Genomic DNA, 26,519 nt, shown 5'->3' with positions numbered 1-26,519 from the left:
CTGTATCAGATTTCTTCCGGGGATAGGGGAAGAATGCACATATTGTCAGGCCGGGCGGGAGAGATGAGCGTAAGCCCGGCCTGCTGAGCCGTTCTGAGCGCCATAGCCGTAGGAGCGGAAAGCGAGACGAGTGCGCGCATGCCTGCGGCTATGGCTTTGCTTGCCATTTCGTAGGAACAACGGCTGGTAAGCAAACAAAACCCGTCTGCAAAACTCAGGGGGTTTTTAAGGCCGTGGCCAATAAGCTTATCAAGCGCATTATGGCGACCTACATCTTCCCTGATTGCTGCGATGGCGCCATCAGGAGTACACCATGCGGCTGCATGGAGCATGCCTATACCGGCATTGAGTGTCTGGTGGTCCCGAAGGTGCTGTAATGCGCGGCGTATGGCCGACAGGTCCGGAGTGTAAGCCTCAACCGTGTTCTGGTTGCGGGTGACAATGCTGTTCATGTCTGACCCACAGATGCCACAGCCGGTACGCCCCGCGATTGGTCGCCTGCTGCGAGCCAGAACCGTGCGAAGTGCATCAGCGCTTATGCGCATGTCCACCTTTAACCCACCGGGTACAGAAGAGATGGCGATGTGCCTGATTTCAGAAACGTCTTTAACAAGACCTTCAGTTATTGAAAATCCAATAGCAAAGTCATCAATATTATGTGGGGTTATCATCATGACGGCATAGTCTATGCCGTTATAGACCAGAGAGAGCGGCACTTCTTCTGCCAGATTCAAAGTCTCATTGACGGTTTGGGGGGCGCTGTCCTGTGCATTCCCCCAGATCATTCTTTTGGCATGGCAGGATTCTGAAATGGCAAAAGCTGTTTGTTCATGTGCCACGTGAGCCGCTCCCGGCCTGAGCCTGCCCAAGTGTGCGGACTTCATGCAGGTCTTCGGGTGTATTGATATTCACGAACGGATCAAACGGATAGAGGTGAGAAAAGTCCATTGCCCGAGCGTTCAGCGCATTTGCCAGTGTGCAAACCCGCGTTGTCTGCTTTCTGTTCTGTTCTGTTACGCTGGCCAATTGTGCCGTTAATAGTGCACGGGCCTGGCTAACGGGCCATAATGCGACCAGAGAATGACGCTGTTCCGCATAGACAGCATAAGATGGTGCAGGCAGCAAAGTACCAACCAGATCATGCGGGATAAAAGGTGTATCAACAGGCACACTCAGCAACGCATCAAACCCTGCGGCTTCGGCCCATTCCAGACCACTTAACAGCCCGGCCAGGGGGCCAACGTCAAAATATGTGTCCGCCAGAACCGGGTAATTCCATGCGTCAAACCTTTGCGCGTTGCCATTGGCACTTATGGCAATGCTGGCGCATTGCCGCTCAAGGCGGGTCGTAACCCACTCGATGCAGGGTTTATGGTCGATCTCCATAAAAGCCTTGTCAGCATAATGCATGCGCCTGCCCTGCCCGCCTGCCAGCACTAATCCTGCTATTTTTAACATGTGCGGCATGATAAGCTGTGTCTCTACCCGTTTGTGCTGGTTATTGTGCGTGTGTCCGCTTAAAAATCAACGACTCTTTTCAATACAGTATGGACTGGCCTGCTCGTGACATCCCCTTATCGCAAACAACGGGTTTTTGGCATTATCGGGCGGAGTGGTTCGGGTAAAACGCATCTTATCAGCCGCCTTGTTCCTCTTTTTTGTCAACAGGGGTTAAGTGTTTCCACAATTAAACATACCCATCATGGCGTGGATATGGATACACCGGGGAAAGATACATTCCAGCATAGAGAAAGTGGTGCGGTGGAGGTCATGCTTGCAACACCGACACGCTGGTTTTTGCAGCATCAAAGCCCGACCCCTCCCAAATTGAATGACCTGCTCAAGATCATGAAACCCGTTGACGTTGTTCTGGTAGAGGGGTTCCATGTTGAGGTTCCGGCCAGTCTGGAAGTCTGGCGTTCCACAACAGGCAAAGAGCCGCTCTTTGTATCTACCTCCCATATTCAGGCTGTTGCGACAGATAGTGTTCCTTTACTAAACCCGGAAGCAGAAAAAGTTTTTTTCTCTTTGAACGAGACCCCATCTATTTTTGACTATATTCAAAAAAATCTGTTTTTATGGGAAATAACATAAAAATTGAATGTATGTGCTTTGTTATATGCTGCAAAACCGTGTTGCGGAACACCAGTCCCCAATTGTTATGGTTTGTCCGGGTGGGATCAGCAGGAGGCCATCAGCTCGGGAAAAACAGAGAACGTCAGACGCACCTTTTGAAGGTACAAGAGAAAACACCGTTTCCATGCCACTCTGGGCACAAGTGACCGGCACAAAGCCAGTCGCATCTGACAGAGAAGGATGGGAAAAGCTGCTCCTTCCATGCAGAACGGGGAAGCTCATCAGGGCTTGTCTGTGCTCCATAAATGAGCGGAGGAACGGCAGAACAAAAACCTGAGCGCATATCGCCGTAGCTCCCGGATTGCCGGGCAGGCAAAAGACAGGCACGGACCCTAACTGCATGAGAGTAAAAGGCTTGCCTGGGCGAATTTTAACACGCCGAAACAGACAGCTTGCGCCAAGCTGTTCCATAACAGGCAGGACGTTATCTGTCTGACCAACAGAAATGCCCCCCGTTGTCAGCAGAATATCCGATTGTTCCGCCAGTTCGGATATGACAGCCAGCAAGTCCTCCCGGCTATCGGAGCATACAACACGGCTTGTAACATGCGCCCCCTGACGCGTGAGCATTGCATGGAGCAAAGGTGTGTTAATTTCTGCCCGGCTGTCTGGGGCTGACTGGGCGAATTCGGCACCACTTGCAATCACACCAACCCGACAAGGCTTATAAACCGGAACCTGCGTGATGTTCTGGCTGACAAGGAGCGCAATATGTCGCCAGTCAAGTTTCTGGCTGGCGGTAAGGAGGGGAGAGCCCGCGGCAAACTCCTCTCCGGTCTGACGGATGTTTTTGCCTACGGCTATGTCGGACGGGGCAAGGTGCAGCAACCCGTTGCGCACTTCCACCCGTTCGCGTGCAATGACGCAGTCTGCACCTGCTGGCAGGCGAGCGCCGGTTAGAATTGTAGCGGCTGTGCCCCTATGATGGGGGGCGGGCTGATCCCCGGCTACAACGTAATCCCGTAAGGGAATGGTACTGGTTGCCAGCCCGGTATCGGCAATATCCGCACAGCAGAAAGCATAGCCATCCATGGCGGAAATATCGGCTTCTGGCCGTGGAGCGAGTGCTTGCAACGCTGTGGCCAGAATGCGTCCATCAGCTTGATGGACGGGGACGTGCTCAATGTCAGGGGCTGGTAACGTCGTGACCAGAGCTGATAAAATACGCAGTGCATGTTCGTAATCCACCATGGCCGGGGCCGGTGTACGGTCTTTAGCAGCCGATGGTTGGAGTGAATGCACGCGACAGTCCGTAACGTTGTTATGCGGGGAAGGAGAACGGGTTTATACCGATGCGCATGAAGCCTTCAGCCTCCATGGCGCTGTCCAGCAGCAGGCTGCCCAGATCATCGGCCACGGCTTCCAGTTCCGGGTCATAATCCAGACGGAGTGTTTTGATGTAGTTCCTGCAATCTCCACAGGTTTCGATCTGGATAGCGGATTTGGCATCATCCAATGTCCAGTGATCCATTTGCCCGCTGGCATCACACGCTACACAAACAGCTCGAACCCGGTGCCAGCGTACTTCGCACAGGCTGCATTGCAGGTAGCGTAACCCCTCGCGCGCGCCTCCCATGACAAGACTGGCAACTGGTGGCGCATGGCAGCACGGACAATACGTGGCATGCGCCAGAGATTGTGTAATCCCCTCCCCTTGCTTGAGCGTAACCGCCTGAGCCCAGCAGGTAGAAAGGGCTGCCCACAGCACAACGGCGACACCTGCATCAACCTGTGCATAATCAGCCTGCAAAAGATGAGCGGCAGCCTTGGTAAGCCCTGTTCTGTCGGCCGACAGAGAGCCAAGTGCCTGAGCCACTTTTTGTGGGAGCATAGGTGCAAGCTGTGTTGTCAGTGTTGTATAGGCGGCCTGCCAGCACTGCATGTTGCCAAGGCTATGTTCGAGTTGCGCTGTGTCAGCAACACCCTGTTTGAGCAGGCTGTGAATGGCCTCCACATCAGCCTGCTCAAGTGGTGTTTGCGCAAGAATATCCTGCTGGACCTGCACCAGATGCGTTAGAAAACGAAAATATTCTCCGTTTTCCCCCTGCAAAAGGATCTGCGCCTTCAAACGTTCAATCCGGCGCGCATAAAGCTTGTCCAGCATGGGGTAAATGGCTGGATCAATCGCTACGACCCCGGGTGTGCGTTTATCCGGAGCAACAATATCTGAGCTGTCCAGCATCAGCCATGCCTTTTGGATGGCAGAGGCTTGGTCGGCGCGATTTCTTCCTCGTACCAACGGTCATGATGCTGCCGGGCCCAGGCGCGGGAGACATAACCGCTGATCATGCCGCCAATGGAACCGCGCACCCAGATACCCATGTAAATATGCCCGATAACCAGCAGGATAAGTGCCAGCCCGGCGACGGAATGCGCCAGAAGAGCAAGGCGGAGGACAGGAACGGGAAATAGCGCTGCAAAATAAGCCCGCCAGATCATCAACCCGCTGACAAACAGCAGGCTGATCAGGGACATAATACCCCAGAACAGAATTTTTTGCCCTGCGTTGTATTTGCCAATCTGGAGTTTTTGTCCATGTTTGTTCAGCAGCACTTCCATAATATGCTTGAACCACGTCAGGTCCGTGCGCACAAAAAGATTGTGGTGCACAAAGCGGACAAACATGCACATGAGTAGCGTGAAAACTGCAATACCCAGAAAAGGATGGAGCACACGGGCAAGCTGCGGCGGGCCAAGCACATAACCCAGCCAGTTCAGGCTCGGGAAGAACCAGGACAGCCCCGAAAGGGCGACCAGCATAAAACATGACACCATGCTCCAGTGGAACAGGCGGTCAATAAGCTTGGTGCGTAAGACCAGATTACTATTGTCCATTATGCATCCCTCCCGTTGTCGTTCGGGCCCTGCCCTGCATCTTCCAGTTCTTTTTCTGGCTCCGCTGGAGGTGTTTCGTCAGTCGTGTTGGCACCAACGCCCATGTAGTGGGCAAAGGCCCCGGCCAGAGTAGCAATAAACCCAAGTGCGCCTACGGGTTTAAGCCATTCTTTCCATCCCCGGACAACGGGGCTGATATGCGGGTCATCCGGCAGGCGATGGTACAGGCTGGGCTGGTCGGCATGGGTGAGAACATACATGACATGCGTACCACCCACACCAGCAGGGTCATAAAGCCCTGCCCCATTGTGGCCGCGCCCTTTGAGTTCTTCAACCCGGGTTGCGGCAAGGTCTTTCATCTCGGCTTTGGAACCGAAGGAAATTGCACCAGTTGGACATGTTTTAACGCAGGCAGGCTCCTGCCCAACCGCAACCCGGTCTGCACAGAGAGTGCATTTATAGGCCCGGTTGTCTTTCTTGCTGATACGCGGAATGTCAAACGGACAGCCTGCAACGCAGTAGCCGCAACCAATGCATTGTTCGGATTGAAAATCCACAATGCCGTTTGCAAACTGCAAAATGGCCCCCGGGCTCGGACAGGCCTTCAGGCAGCCCGGCTCGGCGCAGTGCATGCAGCCTTCCTTGCGTAACAGCCATTCCAGTTTGCCCGCCTCGTCTTCACGCTCATCAAAACGGATAACGGTCCATGTTTCCGGCGTCAGATCGGCAGGGTTGTCGTATACCCCCACGTTATGTCCGACCTCATCGCGCAGGTCGTTCCATTCTGAACAGGCGACCTGACACCCCTTGCACCCGGTGCAGAGGGAGACGTCAATCAGTTTAGCCACTTCCTGTTCGTGACTGCGGGCCTGTGGCAGCGGCGTCAGTCCGTTGGTGGCGGAGCGGCGGATAATGTCTTGTGACTGCATACCCATCAGCGCACCTCAGACTTTCTCAACATTAACAAGAAATGCTTTAAATTCAGGCGTCTGGGAATTAGCATCCCCAATAGCCGGAGTAAGCGTATTGGCCAGATACCCTTTGCGGGTCGCCCCCTTGAAGCCCCAGTGACAAGGCACGCCGACCTGATCAAGGTCTTTGCCCATAACACTCAGGCGCTTGAGCCTTTTTGTAACCACGGCTTTGGCCTCGATATAGCCCCGGTGGGAGGAAACACGCACCATATCGCCTGCAACAATGCCAAGCTTGCCTGCCAGTTTGTCCCCGATTTCCACAAACTGTTCGGGCTGCATGATAGCGTTCAGCCTGGAATGTTTTGTCCAGTGCCGGAACAGTTCCGTAATGGAGTACGTCGTGGCTACATAGGGGTACTGGGCCGGGTCGCCCATACGGGGTTTTTCATCCGCATAAAAACGTGCAGCCGGGTTCCGGAGCGTGGTTTTGCCAAGCGCAGAGGAGAGAACCGGGGTTTCGGTTGGCTCGTAATGTTCCGGGAATGGCCCGTCAGCCAGCTTGTTTCCACCGGCAAACAGCAGGCCAACGCCTTCGCTATGCATGATAAACGGACCAACGCCGCTATTGGGTGGAGAAGTGAGCGGGTAGTCAGGCACATCGCTTCCGCCCCAGCGTTGCCCGTCCCAGGCAATAATCTGCCGCTTGGGGTCCCATGGATGCCCCTGAACATCAAGCGAAGCACGATTGTACAGAATGCGGCGGTTGGCAGGCCATGCCCACGCCCAGCCGGGGGTGGTGCCCAGACCGGTATCTGTATTGTCGCGCCGGGCCATCTGGTTACCGGCTTGCGTCCATGAACCGGCAAAAATCCAGCAATAACTGGCTGTAGTACCGTCATCTTTCATAACCGAGAAATCAGGCAACAACTCACCCTTGCGCACAACAATCCGACCTTTGTCGTCTGTTATGTCGGCCAATGCATAACCATTGGCTTCCTTGGCGACCTCCTCGGGCATTGGGTCTTCGGGGTCCTGATAATTCCACTGCATATTCAGGACAGGTTCGGGGCAGGCCCCCCCTTCTTTTGCGTACAGTGCCCGGAGCTTGGTAAAAATGGTACCGATGATGTGACCATCATTCCATGCATCACCCGGCGGTCTGGCACCTTCATAGTGCCATTGCAGCCAGCGTGCGGAATTGACGATAGACCCGTTTTCCTCTGCAAAGCACGACGCGGGCAGTCTGAAGACTTCTGTCTGGATATCTTCAGGCTTTACATCATTGAAGACCCCTTCGTTCTGCCAGAAGTTGGCCGTTTCCGTATCCAGCGGGTCCATAGTGACCAGGAAGCGGAGTTTGGAGAACGCATCGCGCATACGGTTTTTATCAGGCATTGCGGCGAGAGGGTTGAAGCCCTGCGCAATGTACCCGTTCACCTTGCCTTGATACATCATTTCAAAATAGGCCAGCATATCGTAGCTGCGGTCCCATTTCGGCAGCCAGTCATAGCCCCAGTTGTTTGTGGGCGTTGCGTGATCCCCCCATAGGGTTTTCATCAGGCTGACAAAGAATTTGGGTGTGTTGTGCCAGTAGTTGGTCTGCCCCGGCTCATCCGCATGGGGTGTCACGGCTTGCAGGTAGCTATCCAGCGTCTGCTGGCTTTCCTTGGGCAGGTTCATATAGCCAGGCAGGCGGACAGACAGAAGACCGAGGTCCGTGAACCCTTGGATGTTGGAATGTCCACGCAGGGCGTTCAGGCCACCACCAGGCATGCCGACATTGCCGAGTAGCAGCTGAATCATGGCAGCGGTACGAATGATCTGTGTACCATTGGTATGGTGTGTCCATCCCAGAGCGAACAGGATGGTTGATGTCAGATCGGGCGCGCTGGTTGCCGCGAGGGTTTCGCAGACATGCAGAAAGTCTTTTTCAGGTGTGCCGGTAATCTGCGCCACGACTTCAGGCGTATAACGTGCGGCATGCTGGCGTAGCAGATTGATGACACAACGCGGGTTCTGCAACGTGGGGTCAGTTACAGCATACCCTTGCGCATCGCGTTCATATGCCCATGAAGATTTGTCATAGCTCCGCTTTTCAGCATCATACCCGCTGAAAAGACCTTCATGGAAACTGAAATCTTCACGCACGACAAACGGTGCATTGGTGTAGGCTTTAACGTAGTCATGCTGGATCTGGTCATGCGTCAGGAGATAGTTGATGACTCCCAGCAAAAATGCGCCATCAGAGCCTGCACGGATGGGGGCATAAAAATCTGCCACAGCGGCACTACGGTTGAACCGGGGGTCCACAACCATAACTTTGGCGCCATTACGGATTTTGGCTTCCATGACCCATTTGAAACCAACCGGATGGGCTTCAGCCGGGTTGCCGCCCATAATCAGCACAACGTTGGCGTTTTTAATGTCCACCCAGTTGTTGGTCATGGCGCCGCGCCCAAGTGTCGAGCCTAGAGCGGAAACGGTAGGCCCGTGGCAGAGTCGGGCCTGACAGTCCAGACCCAGCATGCCCAGTGAGCGTGCGAACTTGAAGTCCAGCAGTCCCGTTTCATTGCTGGCGGCGGAAGAGGCCAGCATACCGGTGGTGAGCCAGCGGTTAACAGTCTCACCTTTTTCGTTTTTTGCTACGAAATTTTTGTCGCGATCATCTTTGAGCAGGCGGGCAATGCGATCCGTGGCCTCGTCCCAGCTGATCCGGGTCCATTCCTTGCTGCCCGGTGCGCGATAGGAAGGATAATGCAGGCGGCCTTCGCTGTGAATGAAGTCAACCAGCCCCGCCCCTTTTGGGCACAGCGAACCGCGGCTTACGGGATGGTCAGGGTCACCTTCAATGTGGAAGATGTTGGGTTTGGCGTTCTTGGCGCCATCTCCCAGAGAATACATAAGCAGGCCACAGCCAACCGAACAGTATGTGCAGTTGTTCCGTGTTTCCTTTGCGCGCAGCAGCTTGTACTGCCGCGTTTCCTGCGCAAGAGCCTGCGGTGGGGCGAAACCAAGGGCAATGGCGCTGGCTCCCCCCACGCACGTTCCTGCACTTTTTAAAAACTCTCTGCGCCCCAGAGCCATCTGAATCATCCCGGTATTTGTAAACAAACAGTAATTCTCAACCTGTATATATACTCTCACAAATTAAAGCATTGATCAGGATCACATTGACGTGCGATGCCGACAGGAATTTGTGTTTTTATGCGCAAAATCAAGGAAGTGTTGCATAAATGCATACATTCACTGTGCCAGCCACGACCAGAATGGGCTCAATGCAGCAGTTATCTATATTTAATTGAATATAGATATATACAGACTTATCTTTAAATTATACTTTATTCATCTGGTGTCACACCAATCTCAGAATCTATTCCTGACATCCCTGTGCAGATAGATAAGTTGGAAAATCAAGTTTCAGCTTACGTGATGACAGATGAAATTATGAATGAATTACGTAAAAATGGTGTGGCACAGAATTCTGCGCCACACCATGATATAAAAAGTATTACCCGGAAGAGAAGAAGATCTTATCCAGTATTTGAGATCAGGTATTATGCATCGCTTTTTAAAAATTCCTGATAATACTCATCTGCCATTTTGCGCAAAGAACGCCCGATGGCTGCGTACTGGTATTCGTTCAGATTCGCCAATGATGCACGGGCTGCGGGTTTCTGCACTCCAAAGCCTTCACCAGGCAAAAGTACGATACCGGTTTCATCCGCTATACGGAACAGCATTTCGCCAGTGCTGGCACGCTTGAGCATCCATTTGGCGAATTTCTTGCCGTACAGTTCACGGGCCACGGTTTCCAGATCGATAAGCGTATAATAATCAACCGCGTTGGCATCTTCTTTTGGTTCAACACCGAGTTCGCGATAAAGCGTTGCCTCTCTACGGTGAATAACCGCCTTGAGAGAGGCTTTGTAATGACTGGTTTCATCCATCAGGGCAAAGAGGGCAAAAAGCACCATCTGCACCTGCTGGGGGGTGGAAAGGCCAGCCGTATGATTTAAAGCCACTGCACGGCTGTCAGCCACAAGGCGGTCAATGAATTTGAGTGTACTGGCATCCGTTGTCAGGCTTGAATAACGCTGCCCAAGATCTTTACGGACGCTCACCGGAAGAGCACGAAGCAGACCGTCAATGGCATTATCTTTATGGACGCCAATGACCCCCAGACGCCAGCCGGTGGCCCCAAAATATTTGGAGAAGGAATAAACCAGAATGGTGTTGGCCGGACACACCGCGTAAAGGGAGCGGAAGTTATCTGCAAAGGTGCCATACACATCATCAGTCAGAATCATCAGGTCAGGACGATCGTTTTTGACGATGGATGCAATCAGTTCCAGCGAAGCATCATCCATTTTGACTGATGGCGGATTGCTGGGGTTGACGCAGAAGAAAATTTTAACAGCCGGGTCCTTCAGCTTTTCCAGTTCGGAAGCAGGGTACTGCCAGTTCATGCTCGGGTCGGCATGAATGGAAACAACTTCCAGCCCGTATTCTTTCAGTTGTGGAATTTCAATGTAAGGTGAGAAAACGGGCAGGCCTATCGCAACCTTGTCTCCTTTTTTCACCAAACCATTCTGCTTGAGTGTGTTAAAGATATAAGCCATGGCGGCGGTGCCGCCTTCGGTCGCAAAAAAGTCCGTGCTTTCAACCGACAGGGCACTTCCTACCATTTCACGCAGCACGTAATGTCCTGCAATCTGCTCACTCATGGTCAGCATGCGCGGTGGGGTCGGATAATTGCACCCCAGTATTCCTTCCACCATTTCATGCAGGAAGGCAGATGCGGATAGCCCCATCTGATCGCGCACATAGCTCAGTGCCCGCCCGAGAAAGAAAATGCCACTTTTGTCGCGGTTGTCGGACAGAAAACGTTCAAATCGTTCTTCAATGCCTTCCACACGCGCCTGGCCACCTACGCCTGCCGTCATATAGGAAAATGACAGCTCGGATTCCGAAACGGCAAACTGACCAAGATGGAAAAAAGCCGAGCGAGGAAGTGTGGCCAAAAAGTTGGGATTACCCCGACCGGCATTAAGCATGGCGCGGTCTGTGTGGCTGGACGCTAGCCGAATGAGTTCGTCTTTCAGCTCAAAGGGACTAAGGTCTTTGAACTTGGCGTAATCAATAGCCATCGTGTTCTCGCTTTCATAAAGTGCAAAACAGGATCAGGAAAAAGCAACAACCAAAGGCCCAAGAAGGGTCAGCAGCACGTTTGCCACGGCATAGGTGATGGCAAAGGGGGTTGTTGGAACGGAATTGCCAGCTTTGTTAAGGACTTCGCCAAAAGCTGGATTGGCACTGCGTGAGCCAGCCAGAGCCCCTGCAAAGATGGCCGTATTGTCGTAACGAAGCACGTAGCGACCGAACAGCATGGTCAGGACAAGCGGCACAAGCGTTACAACAACGCCGAGCATAAACAGTGTCATGCCGTGTTCGATAATGGTTGCCACAGCCTGCTGGCCTGTTTGTAATCCTGTAACTGCAACAAAACCGGAAAGACCAAGGTCCACCAGTAAGGCAGAAGACGCCAGAGGCATATTGCCCTTTGTACTGTGCCTGCTTTGGTACCAGCCAAACAGGAGCCCGGAGAGCAAAGCGCCCCCGCCACTGCCCAGAGTCAGGGGAACCGATCCCATGCGCACCACAACCAGTCCCACCAACAGGCCCAGAACCAGGCCACAGCCGTGGAAAACAAGATCGGTTTTAACGCTGCTGGTCAAAATTGGTCCCAACTGGGACGCAACACGCTGCACGTCCTGACTGGTGCCATAAAGCGAGATGATGTCACCTGACATTGCGCGCAGATCAGCATTCAGGGGGACGGGCTTTCCATTCCGGTTGACGCCCATAAGGTAAACGCCATGCCGTGCGGATGCAGCCAGCAACTGGACAGATTCTGACACTGTTTTGCCAAAAAATTCTTTGTTGGTCAGGGCAATGTTGCGACGCACCATGGTCACATCCATGCTGTCTGCGTTGCGTATTTCTTTACCCAGAGCCTGCCCGGCAGCAATTACGTCCGCTCTATGGCCAAAGAGTAAAACCGTATCTCCAGCAACGGTTTGTGTATCTGGTGCAAAGCCAAGAATGCTGCCATTGCGGCGTATCTGCTCCACGGTAACCGCTGGAGTTTCTATCTGGCTAACCGTTTGCCCACTTTGTGTAACGGTAAAAACGCGTCCGACAAGCTCTGGCAGGGCGGGCTGTTCACCCTCAGCATAAATATGAACACCGCCCATTTGCGCGGCTTCGGCCTTCAGGGCATCTTCACGAATACTGCGTTTTGTTAGCCACGGCAGAACATTGACGCAAAGAATAATGGGGCCAAGAGAGCCAAAAATATAAGTTACCGCGTAACCAACCGCGACATTCCCCTGCATCTGCTGGACCTGGGCCAGTGGAAGCCCTATTTTTTCCAAGGCGGAACCGGCTGTTCCAATAATGGCGGATTGCGTTAGGCCACCAGCGGCAATGCCTGCTGCCAGACCTTTATCCAGATGGAAGATACGGGCCACGGCGACAACAGTCAGCAAGCCACTTACGGCCAGAACAACAGCCATAAGGACTTCGCGCATGGATTGACGCCCCAGAGAGCGAAAAAACTGCGGGCCACTTTGAAAACCAACGGCATAAATAAAGAGTGCAAACAGCACTGCCTTAATGCCGGAATCAATGTGAAGACCAATCTGACTGATTGCTACAGCGGCAAGCAGAGACCCGGCTACCCCACCAAGCTGGAAAGAACCAAAGCGGATTTTTCCAATAGCATACCCAATGGCGATGGCCAGAAACAGGGCAATTTCCGGGCATGAATTGAGTAGCGTTTTAACAAAATTTGTTATTTCCATGCAGTAGGAACTTTGCTTCTCCGGTTTTCAAAGCTTACATTTCTGTTGTGACTGCCGGACTGTCAAGTGACTCTTTCAGTGTTTATAAATAATAAACCATACAATGGTTTCAATATCGGATTGTTACGGTTTCCATACAAAGTATAATATGAATGTCTTATCATGAATTATTTATACACTGTATGGAGTTTTTTATCTGTCAATGTTATAGGCCATGAATCATGTGATCTGTATTGAGCGCGGAAAAGAAAGACGAAGATGCTAAGTATAAAAAAAATAAAATATCCAAATTTTCTCGCCGCAACTGGTATCATGATGACATTTTATACGGGAACTGCGCGTGCAGCAGATGATCAGTGGTACACAGGTTCTCTAGTCTCGCCATCAGGGGCACAGTCTCGTGCTGGCCTTCTTGGTGTTGAACCCTATTATAGCTACACACAGCCTGTCGGTTATTTTGCATCGGATGGCAGCAGTCATCCACAACATCCACGGCAGCAGATGTTCAGTAACTCTACCATGTGGAAATACGGAATTACTGATCACATCAGTATTCAGGCGCATACGGTAGTGAATTACGGTTGGGAGCGCGGGCACGGCCATTCATCAGGTCCCAAATTCGGGGATTTCCCTGTGGATATGATCTGGAGGTTTTTAGACCCAAATCCTAAGAAATATATTCCGGCTCTTAACCTTTTCGCAGGTGTATATTTTCCCACAGGAGATTATAATAAATTACAGAACAAACAGGACAGTAATGGCACTGGCGCGTATGTTTTTCGTATGGCCATTACTGAGCAGTCGACTTACGTTGTGAACGGAAACCACGCATTGCGTTTGCGCACATGGGGATGGTTCCGTCATGCGCTTGCCTCCACTCATCTGCAAGATGTGACCAGTTATGGTACGGGTAATGGCTTCCACGGTCGCGGCAGTCCCGGAATGAGCGGGCAGGCTGGTTTTTCTTTGGAATATGGATTGAACCATTCATGGGTGCTGGTCATGGATTTGGCGCGAGACTGGGCAAATGGCTCCCACATATGGGGCACTGACACAACGGGTAAACATGTTGACCGCATTGCCTCCAGCAGTGGTGACTGGCAGATTGCCCCTGCCGTGGAATATAATTGGAGCCCTCGCTTTGGTGTAATTTTTGGCTCTGCAATCTATTATGCAGGCCATAATACAGGCGTAAAAATCTCGCCGCAGTTTGCCGTTAATATGATTTACTAAAAAGTATGATCATTGCGTGATTGATAAACAAGGCATTGCATTTGCAATAATGCAATGCCTTGTTTACTTGCCGGGCAGCAAACGCATTACGACAGAGTAAATTCGTTCAGCAGTCCTTTAAGCCTGCGGGCCTGTTGTGCCATGCCGGAACTTGCCGCAGAGGTTTCCTCTACCATCGCGGCATTCTGGCGTGTGCCCTGATCAATGGAGGAAACGGCATTATTGACTTCCTGCAACGCCGTAGCCTGCTCAGATGCTGCTTCCGCTATGGCCTTCAGATGATCGCCAATATCCGCAACACTTGAGATAATGGTGCTAATGGCATGTCCAGCTTCTTCCATAATTGAAACACCAGACAAAACCTGCTCACGGGACGTTTCTACAAGTTCCTTGACCTCCTTGGAAGCATTCCCGGCGCGATTGGCAAGATCACGAATTTCTTGCGCCAGAACCCGGAACCCGCTCCCTGCCTCACCGGCCCGTGCTGCTTCCACGCCTGTATTGAGTGCGAGCAGGTTGGTCTGAATGGCAATGTTGGACATGACATTGGTAATTTTGCTGATAGCCTCGGAGGACTTCTCAATCTCAGACATCGCGGCCGTTGCGCGATTGATCATAACTCCGAACTGTTCAGTAATGTTCTGGCAGTTGCTCACAAAAGCGTTGGCTTCAGTCACCCGTGCGGCTGTGGAAGTAACCGTTGCTGTAATCTGCTCAACTGCAGAGGCCGTTTTTTCAACCGATACAGCCTGCTGTTCCGTCCTGTGTGCCAGATCCTGCGCAGCACTATTGATCTCACCAGCCGTAATGTCGATTGTTTCTGTTGTGTCATTGACAATCCCGAGTGTATCACGCAGGGATTCAATGGCACCATTCAGATTATCACGCATCGGGATGTAAGCTGAAGGCAGCTCCTTATCCATTTTCTGGGACAGGTTGCGTTCGGCAACTTCACTTAGGATGATGCCAAAGCTGTCCGCAACAAAAGCCTGCTCTTTCTGGATCAGGTCATCACGTGATTTCTGGCGCGCTTTCTCTGCCTCATCCTGATAAACGGAGATCGTTAAATCCATCTCAAGCATGACTGCCGAACATAGGCTTGCCAGAGCCCCGCCTATTTCTTCTATGGAAATGGCTGTTTTTTTTGTAAAGAGACCCGGTTTGGACGCTAAAGTCGAGATAACGCTCCGGATCAGATGGTTCATAACAATGGCATAACCACCAATATACCAGCGCGGTTCCAGGCCAATCCGAGCATGCACATTGCCGATAGTGTATACTTTTTCAGCATGTTTTTGGTCAAAATTGGCAGAAGAAATATTTTTCCAATGCTGCTGCTGGGCATGCTTTGCGCGCGCGATTTGCGCTTCAGATGAAAAAAATGAGCTTGTTTCAGGAGTTTTTCGAATCTGTTCGTAAAAAACCTCTAGTGCAACAGGAAGTTCACGATCAATAATATCTTTGATCAGACGAATGGAGGCGCACTCCTCGTCTGTTAATTTCATGAATTTACGGCGGTATTCCAGATCTGCGAAGTCATGCGCACGCATTTCTGAATGTTTTATTTCTTTTGAGATGCTATTCATTTCTCTTCTCCTGCTTATATTTTCCTGAGGTTTTCTGGCTGGAAATGCCCTCCCGGCCAGTAGATGTTCTCAATAATTTCGGTAAATGATTCTTGTTTTTGTTAGACCATGGGTGCGTAAGAAGGTCTTGTCTGCATCCAATGTAAAAGATCACCTGGCGGCATGGGGCGTGCAAAGAGGTATCCCTGCATGACATCGCAGCCCATGGCGCGCAGTCGCGTTTCCTGAAACATATCTTCCACGCCTTCTGTTACAACATGGACACCAAGTCTTTTGCCAATATTGATCGCGGCTTCAGTAACGATAAGTGAACTGACGTCTTTTTCGAAATTAATGATAAAACTGCGGTCAATCTTGATTTCTGTCAGCGGTAGGTGCGAAATGCGCGACAGGGAAGAAAAACCCGTGCCAAAATCATCAAGAGACAGACCGACACCAACCTCGCGCAGTGCGGTGAGTGTTGTCATGGTCTCAATGTTCTGCTGCATCATGCCGCCTTCCGTTATTTCTATCGTCAAGCGGTTGGCGGCAAGGTTGTAACGGGAGAGCAGGCTGACAATCTGTTCCGTCAGGCTGGGATTGCTGAAATGTGCAGCGGACAGGTTTACACTCACAGTAGGAACATGCAGCCCAATTGCATCCCATTTGACTATCTGAACACACGCTTCGTTCAGCGACCATAATCCAATGGCTTCAATCTGGGCGGTTTCTTCTGCAATGGGAATAAAGCGTGAGGGAGGAATGGTGCCCAATGTTGGGTGATGCCAGCGCGAAAGCGCTTCGACCCCGTATAGCATATTGTTTTTAATGCTGATCTGGGGCTGGTAAAATAGCTCCAGTTCAGAATCCTGAATAGCCTTGCGCAAAGCCGAACCGATGATAACACGCGCCCGGACATCATCATTCGCAATACTTCCAAGTAAGCGGAAGCTTTTACGGGCTGTTTTTTTGGCTTCAAGCATGGCCATTTCAGCCCGGTTCAGAATATGCTCGATTTCAAGGCCGTCATCCGGGTACAGACTTATGCCGATACTTAGCGAGATGATAATTTCCTGATTGTTGATAACAACTGGCTCACGCATTGCCGCGGTCAGACTATCCGCGAACGTGTTTGCAATATCGTGGTCGCCATTGGGGATAATAACGACAAAATCATCACCACCCAGTCGGCCAGTTATAAAATTGCTCCGGCATTGCGCGATAAGACGCTGGGCCATGGTCTGTAAAAGAGCATCCCCCTGATCGTACCCCATAAGGTTGTTGATGTCCTGAAACAGGTCGACATCGAGCACAAGCAATGCAAATGGAGCGCAGGCTGCCTGAAGAGTCATCTCCTTCAGGATCGTGGTGACCGCATTACGGTTCAGCAGACCTGTCAGCGGGTCATAACGATCCAGCCGACTCAGTTGCTGGCGGGTTTTACCCCGCTCGATAATGGCGGCGCAGGATGGCACACAGCCTGCAACAATTTTTTGGGGCCAGTTGGTTATTTTATCCCGGTTACGCGAGTAAAGGGCAAAAATACCAATGAGCTCCCCTGCCCCGTTGCAGATAGCTGAAGCCCAGCAATCCAGGAATTCGCTTTCATACCCACTGCCGGATTTGTCGTTCCAGACAATGGCGCGCGCTTCTTCCGGGGCCAGAGTGAGTGCTGTTATATCCGCATCAGTCAGCACAATGCGCATAAGCATTGCAATTTTTCTGCGTGACAACCCTTCCCCGGAAAGAATCTCAAGATTTTGTTCAGAATTTACCTGTAAAAGAACAGCTACACTATTAGGAACAAGTTGCTCAGCTTCCGAGCAGAGCATGTCCGCTATATCCTGCTCCGGGGCTTCCCCCGAGAGTTCATGGAAAACACGGTTCTGGAGGTCCAGTATTTTTCTACGATGGCTTTCCTCAGTCACACCTTTAAGAAAAGCCATATAATAGCGTTGCTTATCCGGTCCGATTATCGCTGTGGAAATCGACATTTCAGCGGCAACATAATCACCATTGGTGCGGCTGAAAACAACCTCTCGGGATGTGCCAACGATATGATTAATGCCGGTATTTCTGTTGTGGTTAATATACCCGTCATGCTGGGCGCGGTGTTCTAGAGGCACCAGGCAATTCACATTCTTGCCAATTACGTCTGCCGCAGAGCAGCCCCAGAGATGTTCAGCGGCAGTATTGAAAAATACAATGTGATTAAGCTGGTTAATAATAACAACGCCATCGGCCGCCTGCTCAAGCATATCAAAATATAACGTTGTATCATGAGAAAGGGCAGAAGATTCGGAAGTGAGCATTGTTGAGCCTTGGATGCGTAAAAACTATGCAGGGGTAATGGACGAGAACGTTATTGTGATAAGAGTATAGCGACTGACCTCTATTGCGATTACAAATCCGCAAGTAGAGTCCCTGCGGGGAATATCCTGAAGCGTAGTCATTCGAGAAACGACAGCCTCAAAACTTCCTGCTACGTGCATGAATAACAGTTCCATGCCGTCATGCCGAAGTCTTTGCGACTGTGGCATAAAGCTGGAATATCAAACAGATCACCCAATTTTCATTTATCGACTCTACTACAAAAGAATAATTTTAAGACAATATCAAGTTCGTTTAGGCTTTGTTAACAGAATTTCACGCGATTGAGAATTTTGTGTGTCTGATTGAATGCATGCCTATGACCAAGCTATGCTTGGCATTGACCTAAATCAATGCCTCGCAATACTTATTCCACGCACAGATAAATAAACCCAACCTATTCACGATATCGTAGATTTGAACTGTGATTTGAGTGAATCTGGCATAAATTGTATAAAATCTTAAGCCCATGGGGATGGTCGCCAAGAAGTTATAGTGTGTGCGACACTGAGAAATGTAAGTAAGCGACTCATACGGTGGCGTGAGTTAAGCCGCGACTTTCATGCAAATGCGTAAAATACCTTGAATCAAAATTAAGGTACAAAACACAACCGCTTTATCATTTAGGAGAAAATATGGCTGGGGGACCTGGACCGGTTCTAACTTTTTCCCAAACCAATCTTTAATCATTAAAATCAATGACTTATAGGCATTCCACGTTAGCCTCTAGGGATACAAAAGTGGAGTAACTTCCCACCGTGTGAGTATGTTTTTATATAAACATCATCTGCTGTGCAATAGGAAAAACAAAGTTTTTTGCCCCTGCCCCATCTAGGTTTTTGTGGATTCGTGATTAGGAAAATTTATCAAATCGGTTCATTAAAATTTTTTTCATGAATGATTGTGCAACATAGAATAAAAATATTTCTCATTATTAATGAAATAGTACGATAAAAATAATAATCTTTTTCAGATGAATCTTAACGTCCATGCTTTTATGTATGAGCACCATATGACGAAGATTGCTGAAAATGGGGAAAGTGATATTTTTCCGGAGCTACCAGTTCGACACTTCACGACCTTCTAACTCGTTGTGTCTCGACAATGCATAAGCATGAGTTGCCATCGGATGACCAACCAATGAAACCAGAAATCCTATTAAATGGCAGTTGAGTGAATTCCCGTCATTCAGACGATTCCAGGTTCTTGTCTGGCTGACGTTCCCTTTCTGAGGGATGTCATACACTTCCTGACTAGCATGGTGGCTTGCTTCTTCATGTGCTCAGGAGGTTCAATCCCCATACCCTGAAGACGTTCCAGCAAAGCCAGAACAGCAGAGGCATCCTCTGCACTGACAGCAGGTTTTCCATTGGAAGCCACCAGGGCTTTCCCTGCATTCCTGTCCTGTCTGATTTTTTCCAGAATAGCCAGTGTCAGCCACTCTCCGGCTTTCATGCCCTGCTTCTGGCTCTGTGTAATGACAGCTTGCCGGACATCAGCAGAAATCCCCCTGATGCCCCATGTTTTCGTAGTGTCTTCCATATGTTTCCTTCCCTGTTGAACAGACCTGTCCAACCAGTATGACAGGAACACAGGCAAGAAAGACTGGACGTTGCAAGGAATGGCTCAACAGCCGGTTTAACAAAGGATGCCCTGAAATCCGGACAACAAAAAAGCCAGACTTGTGAGAATCTGGCTTCCATAACACAGATGGGGAACTACTCCATCCAAACTACTGTTTTTGTGTAAGTTTATCATGCATAATTTTGGGTATTTTGTCAAGTAAAAATACATTTTTATTTATAATATGGTTTGTATATAACTACAGTTTATATTTTACTTGCATAAATTAATGTTTCATGCTTTAATAATGGAAAAAGCCAGATGCGACAAACATCTGACTTTAACAAATGCGATGGAGAAGAGGCCACCGAGAGCAAAACAAGCACTGTTTTTATGAATTGATTATGTAGTATTTAAATGAATTAGTCAAGTAAAAAATGTAGTTCTCGTGATTTTTTCTTCATCCTGATTAAAGGAGAAAAATTTTATGGGATTAGCATTTAAAAAACCTGAAGTAGCACTCGACAGATATCCATACGATTGGAGGATGAAAAGGTTCATGCCTTACAATGCCAATCTGTTTTTCATCATGGGTCAGAAATTAAAACAGCCTGATGCAAAAGGCAGAACATGGTGGGATAAACCTTACCATATCTCGGAATACGAAACCGTTTTTGACATGGCCCAGGACATTGAAGATTCCTATATCTCCATGAACTGGTTTTACAAATGCAGTCGCAGGGGTGAGTTTGTCGCGGTTTTTGACCATATCTGCATCGACCTTGATTGCTACAAATATGAAACCAACCCCACCATTCAATATCATGACCTTGGGGAGAATTATGAAATCCTGCTCAAGTTCTGCGATGACAACAACATTCCTCGCCCCTCCAATATCCTCAGTTCTGGAAGAGGTATTTATCTGCATTATACGTTTGAATGTCCTGTTCCAGCACGATGCAAGGGACGCTTTCAGGCTACTCACAGAGAACTGTTAAGAAAATTCATCCCATGGGGAGCAGACCAGGCAACCTATGATTTTTCACGTGTCTTTCGTCTTCCTGGGAGTGTGAACTCCCATCATCCAAGGCGTCATCGATGCGAGTTCCTTGATTACAGAGGTCAGTTCTATGACTTCTCGACCCTGTGCGACATGGTTCTTCCAAAGAAATACGAAGATTACAAAAAACAGAAGATAGCCAGACAGGAGAGACGTGAAAAAGCCAGGGTTGAATATCTGGCTCGCAGGAAAACCAATGCGCTTGTTCCTGACGAACGTGGAACCCAGGGTTTCAAGGGGTGGGCCTCATGGGCCAAGAAAGGACTGTATGACCTGAAAACGCTTGGCTTCCTGCGCTACAGGGGACCAGTTCGAAAAGGGGAATGTGATATTTTCTGCCATGAAGCGGGCATCCTGCTGGCTCAGATATCCAATCCTGACAATCTCCCCTCCAATCTGGAACAATGGGCTGAAGGCGTGATTGATGAGGGATATATTGCCAAACATATGCACAACGCCATGCAGACCCTCTACAAGAAAGCCGGTCAGGACTACTCAGCCAAAAAGCGACACAAGGGCTATACGACTGGCACAAAGACCATCATTCAGAAATTAGGCATTACCCGCGAGGAAATGAAACATCTGAGTGTCTTCATTGACCATGAGGAAAGATTGCTCAGAAAACGCACAAAACGCCAGACTGAAGGACGTAAGGAAAGACCAACAAGTCAGGGACAGACCAGAGAAGCATGGCTTACGGAGAATAATCTGTCAGTTTCCAAACCATGGGAAGCCCTGAACATTTCCAGAGCGACTTATTACAGAATGAAAAAATCAGGGACTTTGTAAGGTTCCGGTTTTGTTTTTGACGTGAGACAGGTGGGGACGGATAACTATGGATTATGAAATCCACCCAACATTCTTTTTTTCTTTTGGTTCTTTTCTTTTTCCATATCACTTTTCAGATGAATCAGACGCATTTTTTCTGTTTCTTGTGATTCACTCTGTCAGGTTCGTTCCATATCCCCCGTAAATCTCCATAATTGACCCGTGGAGACGATTTTCACCCGACAGGGGAAGATTATACCCTTCGTTCCTGTTGCGTGTCTCTGTGTGGCTTATTTCGCGTTTTATCTGCTTCACCAGATTCATCTGGAAAACCTGTTTCTGGTTTCAAAGGTCACTACAGATTTTTTTGTTTTGTAGTGAACTTCCGGTTTCCTCCATAAATGAACCGTAGAAGCATGGTTTGCCCGTGAAGGGTATAATCTTCCCTGAAAGTCTGTTTTGGCTTTCAACGTGGCTTATTTCTCGTTGAAACAGCATGTTTGATGCTTTCCCATCCGGGTTATTCCAGTAAACCTGTTTCCGAATGATATCCGGGGTATTTCGTCTGTGTCTGATTTTTTCAACACATAGTCGCACAGGTTTCCTGTTGAACCTTGCTGTGTTTTTTGTCTTATCAGTCAACAGAAAATCCTGTTGACCATTTCATGCAAAACACACGACTAAAACAACAAACAAACCTGTTGATTATTCCCATTAATATTATAAGTATTTTATATATTTATTTATATAAATACATATAAATATTGCAATAACTATAAATATAGTTTATAAATAACGTATATTTAAGGAGTTATTGAATGGAGTAATATTATGATAAATTACAGCACTGTTTTTGCCCTGCTCTCTGAAGGCATCAGAATCCCGGATAATCGTTCCTGTCCCTTGGCTGGACGTTACCTGCGTTGTTTCTCTGATGAACGAAAGGTGGGGCGGTCAACCGTTTTTTATATTCGTGATTTTGTCATGGTGAACGCGCCAAGAACATCCATTGCTGATAAAGTGGAAGAGGTGGGATGTGACATTCTGGGTTTATTTCCAAACTTCATAGACGTTCCTGCCAACGTCAAAGACAAGGCTGATTATAAACGTCAGGTCCTGGAACAACTGGTTGAGCCATATCTTCAGCCCTTCACCACCAAAAAACGTATGGATTTTGGTTTTGACAGGATGCTGATGCCTGCTCTTGGACAATTAAGGAACTGTTTCTCTCAGGTTCAGAAAACCATCCTGAAAGACATATGGGAAGGACTGAAACCCGCAGAGATTTCCATGCTGTGGTGGAACAATGATTTTTCCCGTCTCATGACCAGTCTGGACACTGACAAGGCGTTGAAAGCCCTGTTGAGACAGATAGAAAGACCCGGAAAACTGGCTCAGTGTCCTATCTCACAAAAGAAGAAAATTCCTGCAAAAGCGTATCTGGTGTTGAATATTGAAACGACAGGCCGAGAAGAACAGGACCAGGTGCTTCAGATTACGATAACAGACCATAAGGGGAATCTGCTGTTCAATCGTTTCTGCCAGCCTTCTGTGTCCATTCAGAAGCAGGCCAGCGACCACCATCACATAACGAAGGATATTTTCACACGTGCAACACTTATGGGAAACCAGAGTGTCACAACATGGCAGGACATTTACCCTGAAGTGGTCAAACATCTGTCTGGCAGGACTGTCTATGCGTTTAATGTAACTTTTGACGCTCAGATGGTTCTGAACACCTGCAAAGCCTTTAATCTTGATACAGGCTGGATGAAGACCTGCCATTGGGTGGATATGAAGCTTTACATGAACTCAGCCACTCGTATTGGCAGAAATTTATCGAGTGAATTAGTTGAAAAATTCAGAGAAAGAATTGATGAGCCAGAGAATATTATTCCCTTTCCGGCTCATCGCTGGCAAAAATTTGCACAGCAAAACGCCATGCGTGTTTAAACCTCTTAATTTTCCAGAATATCCAAAGCCGGAAGGTTGTTTACAATCTTCATGGTTTCGAGGCTGATGGTGATAATCCGCAAAAACAGTTCCAGTGGGTAACGTGGGTTGTGCATTGTCTCGATAGCCCAGTCATTGGCATCATTCACAATGCCACTGGCTTTGTCTGGCTTGACGCATTGACGTTCAACCACCCAATCCAATGCGGGTTTTCCATTCACTACGTAATCATAGGCTTCAAGGGGAATGCCTGTCACTGTAATGCGTTCATTATAGTGCAGGGTGGTTTTATCCTTCCCCTTACCATATTTCATCTGTGTCACCCGATACTCTTCAGGTGTCAGGTTTTTGTTCCCTGTGTCGATTTCCACATCCTGATAAATGGTCTGTGTGTCGAAATTGACATGCATCTCACCAAGTTTTCTACCAGCATCAGAGAATGCCTTGAAAGCTTCATATGTCTTTACGCGGGGAATACGTGGCAATTCCTTTCTGAGGGTATCAGCATAGCGTTCCCGATATTCTGGAGAATGCAGAAGGCCATAGACGTAATAGAACAGGTCTTCCTTGCTGATAATTTGCCCCGGATAAGCATCCTGAAAGTGCTTTAACCCATCATCAGTGATAGCATTCTGTTTATTTATTCCAGATTTTAACGCACCAGGAAATAGATCGTCGTTATCTGGTTTCTCATTGTTCTCGTTATATAAGAAAAGAGGGAAACATTGAGAATTTCGCCCATCAGCAACACATAGATCGGGAACGTGATTTACCATCAATGGAGAAAAATCATTCAGTCCTCCAGTTCCTCTAAAACAGATAACACGATTTTCTGTGCTTGCTTCGGGAAACATACGAACTACCTGCGATACTACTTCATTAAGACGTTTGTTAAAATAGAGCCATTGATGTGTGAATGGTCTATAAGTAGCTTTCACCATAGAGATTGAAGAATATGAAAGTTCCTGATTTCGTGCGATGTCTTGCCTCAGAGCGCGAGTCCAACTAATTTTGGTAGGATCAGAGATAACAAAAGACGCAACGATTTTATCTTTTTCCTTTTTACTCTCATTCGGAAATGATTGGTTGAAGCGTGTAAGTTCAGAATTATAAATATCAATCATATATTTAATATTAATTTCTAATTTTTTCTTCGAGTAATTCCAGCACCAAGAATCTCTATTTGTGACAACACCCAAAGAAAAATTGAGAAATAGAGTGCTTTCATTTTTCTTTTTAAGACCCATGGGAATGAAGCTCTCAAAACTATCGTCTCTTTGTTTTAACCAATCGCCATGCTTATCGGGACTGATATTTCTCCACAACTCTGCTCTGGTTATGCCACCGAGAGAGCCCAATTGTTCAATACGTTCTAATTTATCTTTACGATTTAGATTGTCCCCAATGTCATGAAATAAAATTTGTCTTGAACTCTTTGCTTTAAAATTTTTTACTAAAATACAAATGGAGGTGGGCACCATAATGTTGAAAACATTTCCGCCCTCTTGTTTTGCCAGAATACCTGATTTTCCACGAATCCCTCCCCTTAGGTGAAGGATAAAAATTGACGAAAATTCTTCAGCTAAACACTTGCGGAGCCCATCAGCAGAGTTGGACTCAAGAAATCCAGCATTTGTAACAAAACCAATTATTCCACAGTTTCCTATACGATCTGATGCCCACCGAATTGCCCTGATATAGCTATCATATAGTCCTTTAGATAGAGTCGCTTTCGACCGCTTAGAATAGGTGTCAGCGATGCGTTTATCCAAAGTAGGATAGGAAACATTCTGATTGTTGTCATTTCCGCTTTTCTGTCCTACGGAATAAGGAGGGTTCCCCATAATAACCCGGATATCGAGCTTTTTCTGTTTCCTGATACGCTTGTTGTTATCTTCCAGCGTGGAACCAATCAGATCATGGGGTTCACTGAGCCGGAACGTATCTGTCAGACATATCCCTTCAAAGGGTTCATATTTGCCATCCATCAAATCTGCAAAAGTCGCTTCAATATTGATGGAAGCGATATAATAAGCCAGCAGAACAATTTCATTCGCATGAAGTTCATGTTTATATTTATGAAGCAACTGCTCCTTTGTAATCAGCCCACTTTGCAACAGTCGGGTAATAAACGTGCCCGTGCCAGTAAAGGGGTCCATGATATGCACCCCCTCACTTCCCAAGGTCTGACCAAACTCATTTTCCAGAACGTCATTGATGGAACGGATAATAAAATCCACAACTTCCAGAGGTGTGTAAACAATACCCAAACGATCTTTCAGGCGTGGAAAAGCCTGCTGGAAAAATCCATCATACAGTTCCTTGATAACCTTCTGGCGACCATAGGCCGTATCAATCCCTGAAGCTCTTTCCCTGACACTGGTGTAAAAGGATTCAAGCCTGTCTGTTTCCTTGTGCAGACTATGTTTGTCCAGCGCATCCAGAACAGACTGCATGGCTTTGGACATGGGGTTATCAGACACAAAACTATGCCCTGAAAACAGAGCCTCAAACACAGGCCGGGTAATCAGGTGTTGTGCCAGCATCTCGATGATTTCATCCTGTGTGATGCTGTCATTCAGTTCAGAGCGTAAATCAGTAGCGAACTGGTCAAAGGCTTCACGAGCCTGAACATTCTCTGGGTTATCCAGAATGGTGGTAATGCGGGTTATATGGGTCTGAGCTATCTTGGCAATATCACCAGCCCAATCCTCCCAATGATGTCTGTTCCCCACCTTCTTGACGATTTTGGCGTAAATGGCTCGCTCAATCTCCCCCACCTCAAACTGAAGCGTGTCCTGCCGGTCATCAGTTTGCGGAGTAGATTTTTTCCCAAGATTATAAGAGGAATGAGCCTGTTGTGCTGTTCCTGTAGTCAGGGCTTTGGTTTTGGGAGCAATTTTCTTGGTGACAGCAATCACTTCCATGCGTGATGTATCAGGCTTGGCTTGCAGGTCCATTTTGTTGACCATGCTGTCAAAGCGGTCATCATGGGACCGTAAAGCCTGAAGAACCTGCCACACGACCTGATAAGTTGAATTGTTATCCAGTGCTTTGTCTGGCTCAATACCAGCAGGAATAACCACTGGAAGAACCACATAGCCCCGTTTCTTACCAGGTGCGACACGCATTACACGTCCTACCGACTGCACCACATCCACCTGAGATGGGGTGGTTGCCGTCCTCCCCGCACGGCATCGCAATGTGCCAGAATGGTCGTTGGAAGAAACGACTGCGCGAAAGGACGGCAGATGAAGGA

The 26,519-nt window shown here is 48.6% G+C and carries 17 protein-coding genes; 4 read left to right on the top strand and 13 right to left on the bottom strand.

The genetic code is table 11. The features are described 5' to 3' along the window. Positions 1-5 precede the first annotated feature (5 nt). Together fdhD and mobA are read right to left on the bottom strand one after the other, a co-directional pair. On the bottom strand, positions 6-785 hold the full coding sequence (gene fdhD / locus HNR55_RS00085) for a formate dehydrogenase accessory sulfurtransferase FdhD (protein ID WP_242005395.1): 780 nt from the start codon (positions 783-785) through the stop codon (positions 6-8). 43 nt (positions 786-828) lie between these two features. Continuing rightward, positions 829-1,467: a molybdenum cofactor guanylyltransferase gene (gene mobA / locus HNR55_RS00080; protein ID WP_166109695.1), complete on the bottom strand. Its 639-nt coding sequence runs from the start codon at positions 1,465-1,467 to the stop codon at positions 829-831. Positions 1,468-1,563: 96 nt separating this feature from the next. Here mobA and mobB point away from each other — a divergent pair, with 96 nt between their 5' ends. Further along, complete coding sequence (gene mobB, locus HNR55_RS00075) at positions 1,564-2,094, top strand: molybdopterin-guanine dinucleotide biosynthesis protein B (protein ID WP_166109692.1); 531 nt, start codon at positions 1,564-1,566, stop codon at positions 2,092-2,094. 21 nt (positions 2,095-2,115) lie between these two features. On the opposite strand, the gene HNR55_RS00070 is transcribed toward mobB, so the two are convergent. The 7 genes from HNR55_RS00070 to aspT all read right to left on the bottom strand — a co-directional run bounded on the left by HNR55_RS00070 (position 2,116) and on the right by aspT (position 12,748). Then, the gene (locus tag HNR55_RS00070; protein ID WP_253545041.1) at positions 2,116-3,378 is read right to left on the bottom strand and encodes a molybdopterin molybdotransferase MoeA; all 1,263 of its coding nucleotides are present in this window, start codon (positions 3,376-3,378) and stop codon (positions 2,116-2,118) included. A 19-nt stretch (positions 3,379-3,397) separates the two neighbouring features. Further along, positions 3,398-4,318 (bottom strand): formate dehydrogenase accessory protein FdhE, encoded by a 921-nt coding sequence (gene fdhE / locus HNR55_RS00065; RefSeq protein WP_166109689.1) that lies wholly within the window; start codon positions 4,316-4,318, stop codon positions 3,398-3,400. After that, positions 4,318-4,971 (bottom strand): formate dehydrogenase subunit gamma, encoded by a 654-nt coding sequence (locus tag HNR55_RS00060; RefSeq protein WP_166109686.1) that lies wholly within the window; start codon positions 4,969-4,971, stop codon positions 4,318-4,320. Before HNR55_RS00060 ends, fdhE begins: the two co-directional genes overlap by 1 nt. Continuing rightward, positions 4,971-5,906, bottom strand: coding sequence for a formate dehydrogenase subunit beta (gene fdxH, locus HNR55_RS00055; RefSeq protein ID WP_166109683.1), 936 nt, complete (start codon positions 5,904-5,906; stop codon positions 4,971-4,973). The genes HNR55_RS00060 and fdxH overlap by 1 nt, the downstream gene beginning before the upstream one ends. A gap of 9 nt (positions 5,907-5,915) precedes the next feature. After that, entirely contained in the window at positions 5,916-8,969 is a 3,054-nt protein-coding gene (gene fdnG, locus HNR55_RS00050; protein ID WP_166109680.1) for a formate dehydrogenase-N subunit alpha, read from the bottom strand. Between the two features lie 470 nt (positions 8,970-9,439). After that, positions 9,440-11,032, bottom strand: a complete 1,593-nt coding sequence (locus HNR55_RS00045; protein WP_166109677.1) for a bifunctional aspartate transaminase/aspartate 4-decarboxylase — start codon at positions 11,030-11,032, stop codon at positions 9,440-9,442. Positions 11,033-11,065: 33 nt separating this feature from the next. After that, complete coding sequence (aspT, locus tag HNR55_RS00040; protein ID WP_166109674.1) at positions 11,066-12,748, bottom strand: aspartate-alanine antiporter; 1,683 nt, start codon at positions 12,746-12,748, stop codon at positions 11,066-11,068. Positions 12,749-13,060: 312 nt separating this feature from the next. On the opposite strand from aspT, the gene HNR55_RS00035 reads away from it, so the two are divergent. Further along, a complete protein-coding gene (locus tag HNR55_RS00035) occupies positions 13,061-13,981 on the top strand; it encodes a transporter (protein ID WP_166111180.1) in 921 nt (306 codons plus the stop codon). An 86-nt stretch (positions 13,982-14,067) separates the two neighbouring features. Here the strand turns inward: HNR55_RS00035 and HNR55_RS00030 are convergent, their stop codons facing one another. The 3 genes from HNR55_RS00030 to HNR55_RS00020 all read right to left on the bottom strand — a co-directional run bounded on the left by HNR55_RS00030 (position 14,068) and on the right by HNR55_RS00020 (position 19,458). Beyond that, the gene (locus HNR55_RS00030; RefSeq protein WP_260400842.1) at positions 14,068-15,531 is read right to left on the bottom strand and encodes a globin-coupled sensor protein; all 1,464 of its coding nucleotides are present in this window, start codon (positions 15,529-15,531) and stop codon (positions 14,068-14,070) included. Positions 15,532-15,668: 137 nt separating this feature from the next. Further along, positions 15,669-17,858: an EAL domain-containing protein gene (locus tag HNR55_RS00025; RefSeq protein ID WP_166109668.1), complete on the bottom strand. Its 2,190-nt coding sequence runs from the start codon at positions 17,856-17,858 to the stop codon at positions 15,669-15,671. Between the two features lie 1,246 nt (positions 17,859-19,104). Then, the gene (locus tag HNR55_RS00020) at positions 19,105-19,458 is read right to left on the bottom strand and encodes a hypothetical protein (RefSeq protein WP_166109663.1); all 354 of its coding nucleotides are present in this window, start codon (positions 19,456-19,458) and stop codon (positions 19,105-19,107) included. Between the two features lie 508 nt (positions 19,459-19,966). On the opposite strand from HNR55_RS00020, the gene HNR55_RS00015 reads away from it, so the two are divergent. Together HNR55_RS00015 and HNR55_RS00010 are read left to right on the top strand one after the other, a co-directional pair. Then, positions 19,967-21,328, top strand: coding sequence for a hypothetical protein (locus HNR55_RS00015; protein ID WP_166109660.1), 1,362 nt, complete (start codon positions 19,967-19,969; stop codon positions 21,326-21,328). Between the two features lie 810 nt (positions 21,329-22,138). Then, complete coding sequence (locus tag HNR55_RS00010) at positions 22,139-23,260, top strand: 3'-5' exonuclease (protein ID WP_166109658.1); 1,122 nt, start codon at positions 22,139-22,141, stop codon at positions 23,258-23,260. A gap of 5 nt (positions 23,261-23,265) precedes the next feature. Here HNR55_RS00010 and HNR55_RS00005 read toward each other — a convergent pair whose 3' ends face one another. Continuing rightward, positions 23,266-26,391, bottom strand: a complete 3,126-nt coding sequence (locus HNR55_RS00005; protein ID WP_198911901.1) for a type ISP restriction/modification enzyme — start codon at positions 26,389-26,391, stop codon at positions 23,266-23,268. Positions 26,392-26,519: the final 128 nt, after the last annotated feature.

This window comes from Acetobacter lovaniensis (genome assembly GCF_014207635.1).
In the GTDB taxonomy this organism is placed as follows: domain Bacteria; phylum Pseudomonadota; class Alphaproteobacteria; order Acetobacterales; family Acetobacteraceae; genus Acetobacter; species Acetobacter lovaniensis.
This window is presented reverse-complemented; position numbering and strand designations above follow the sequence as displayed.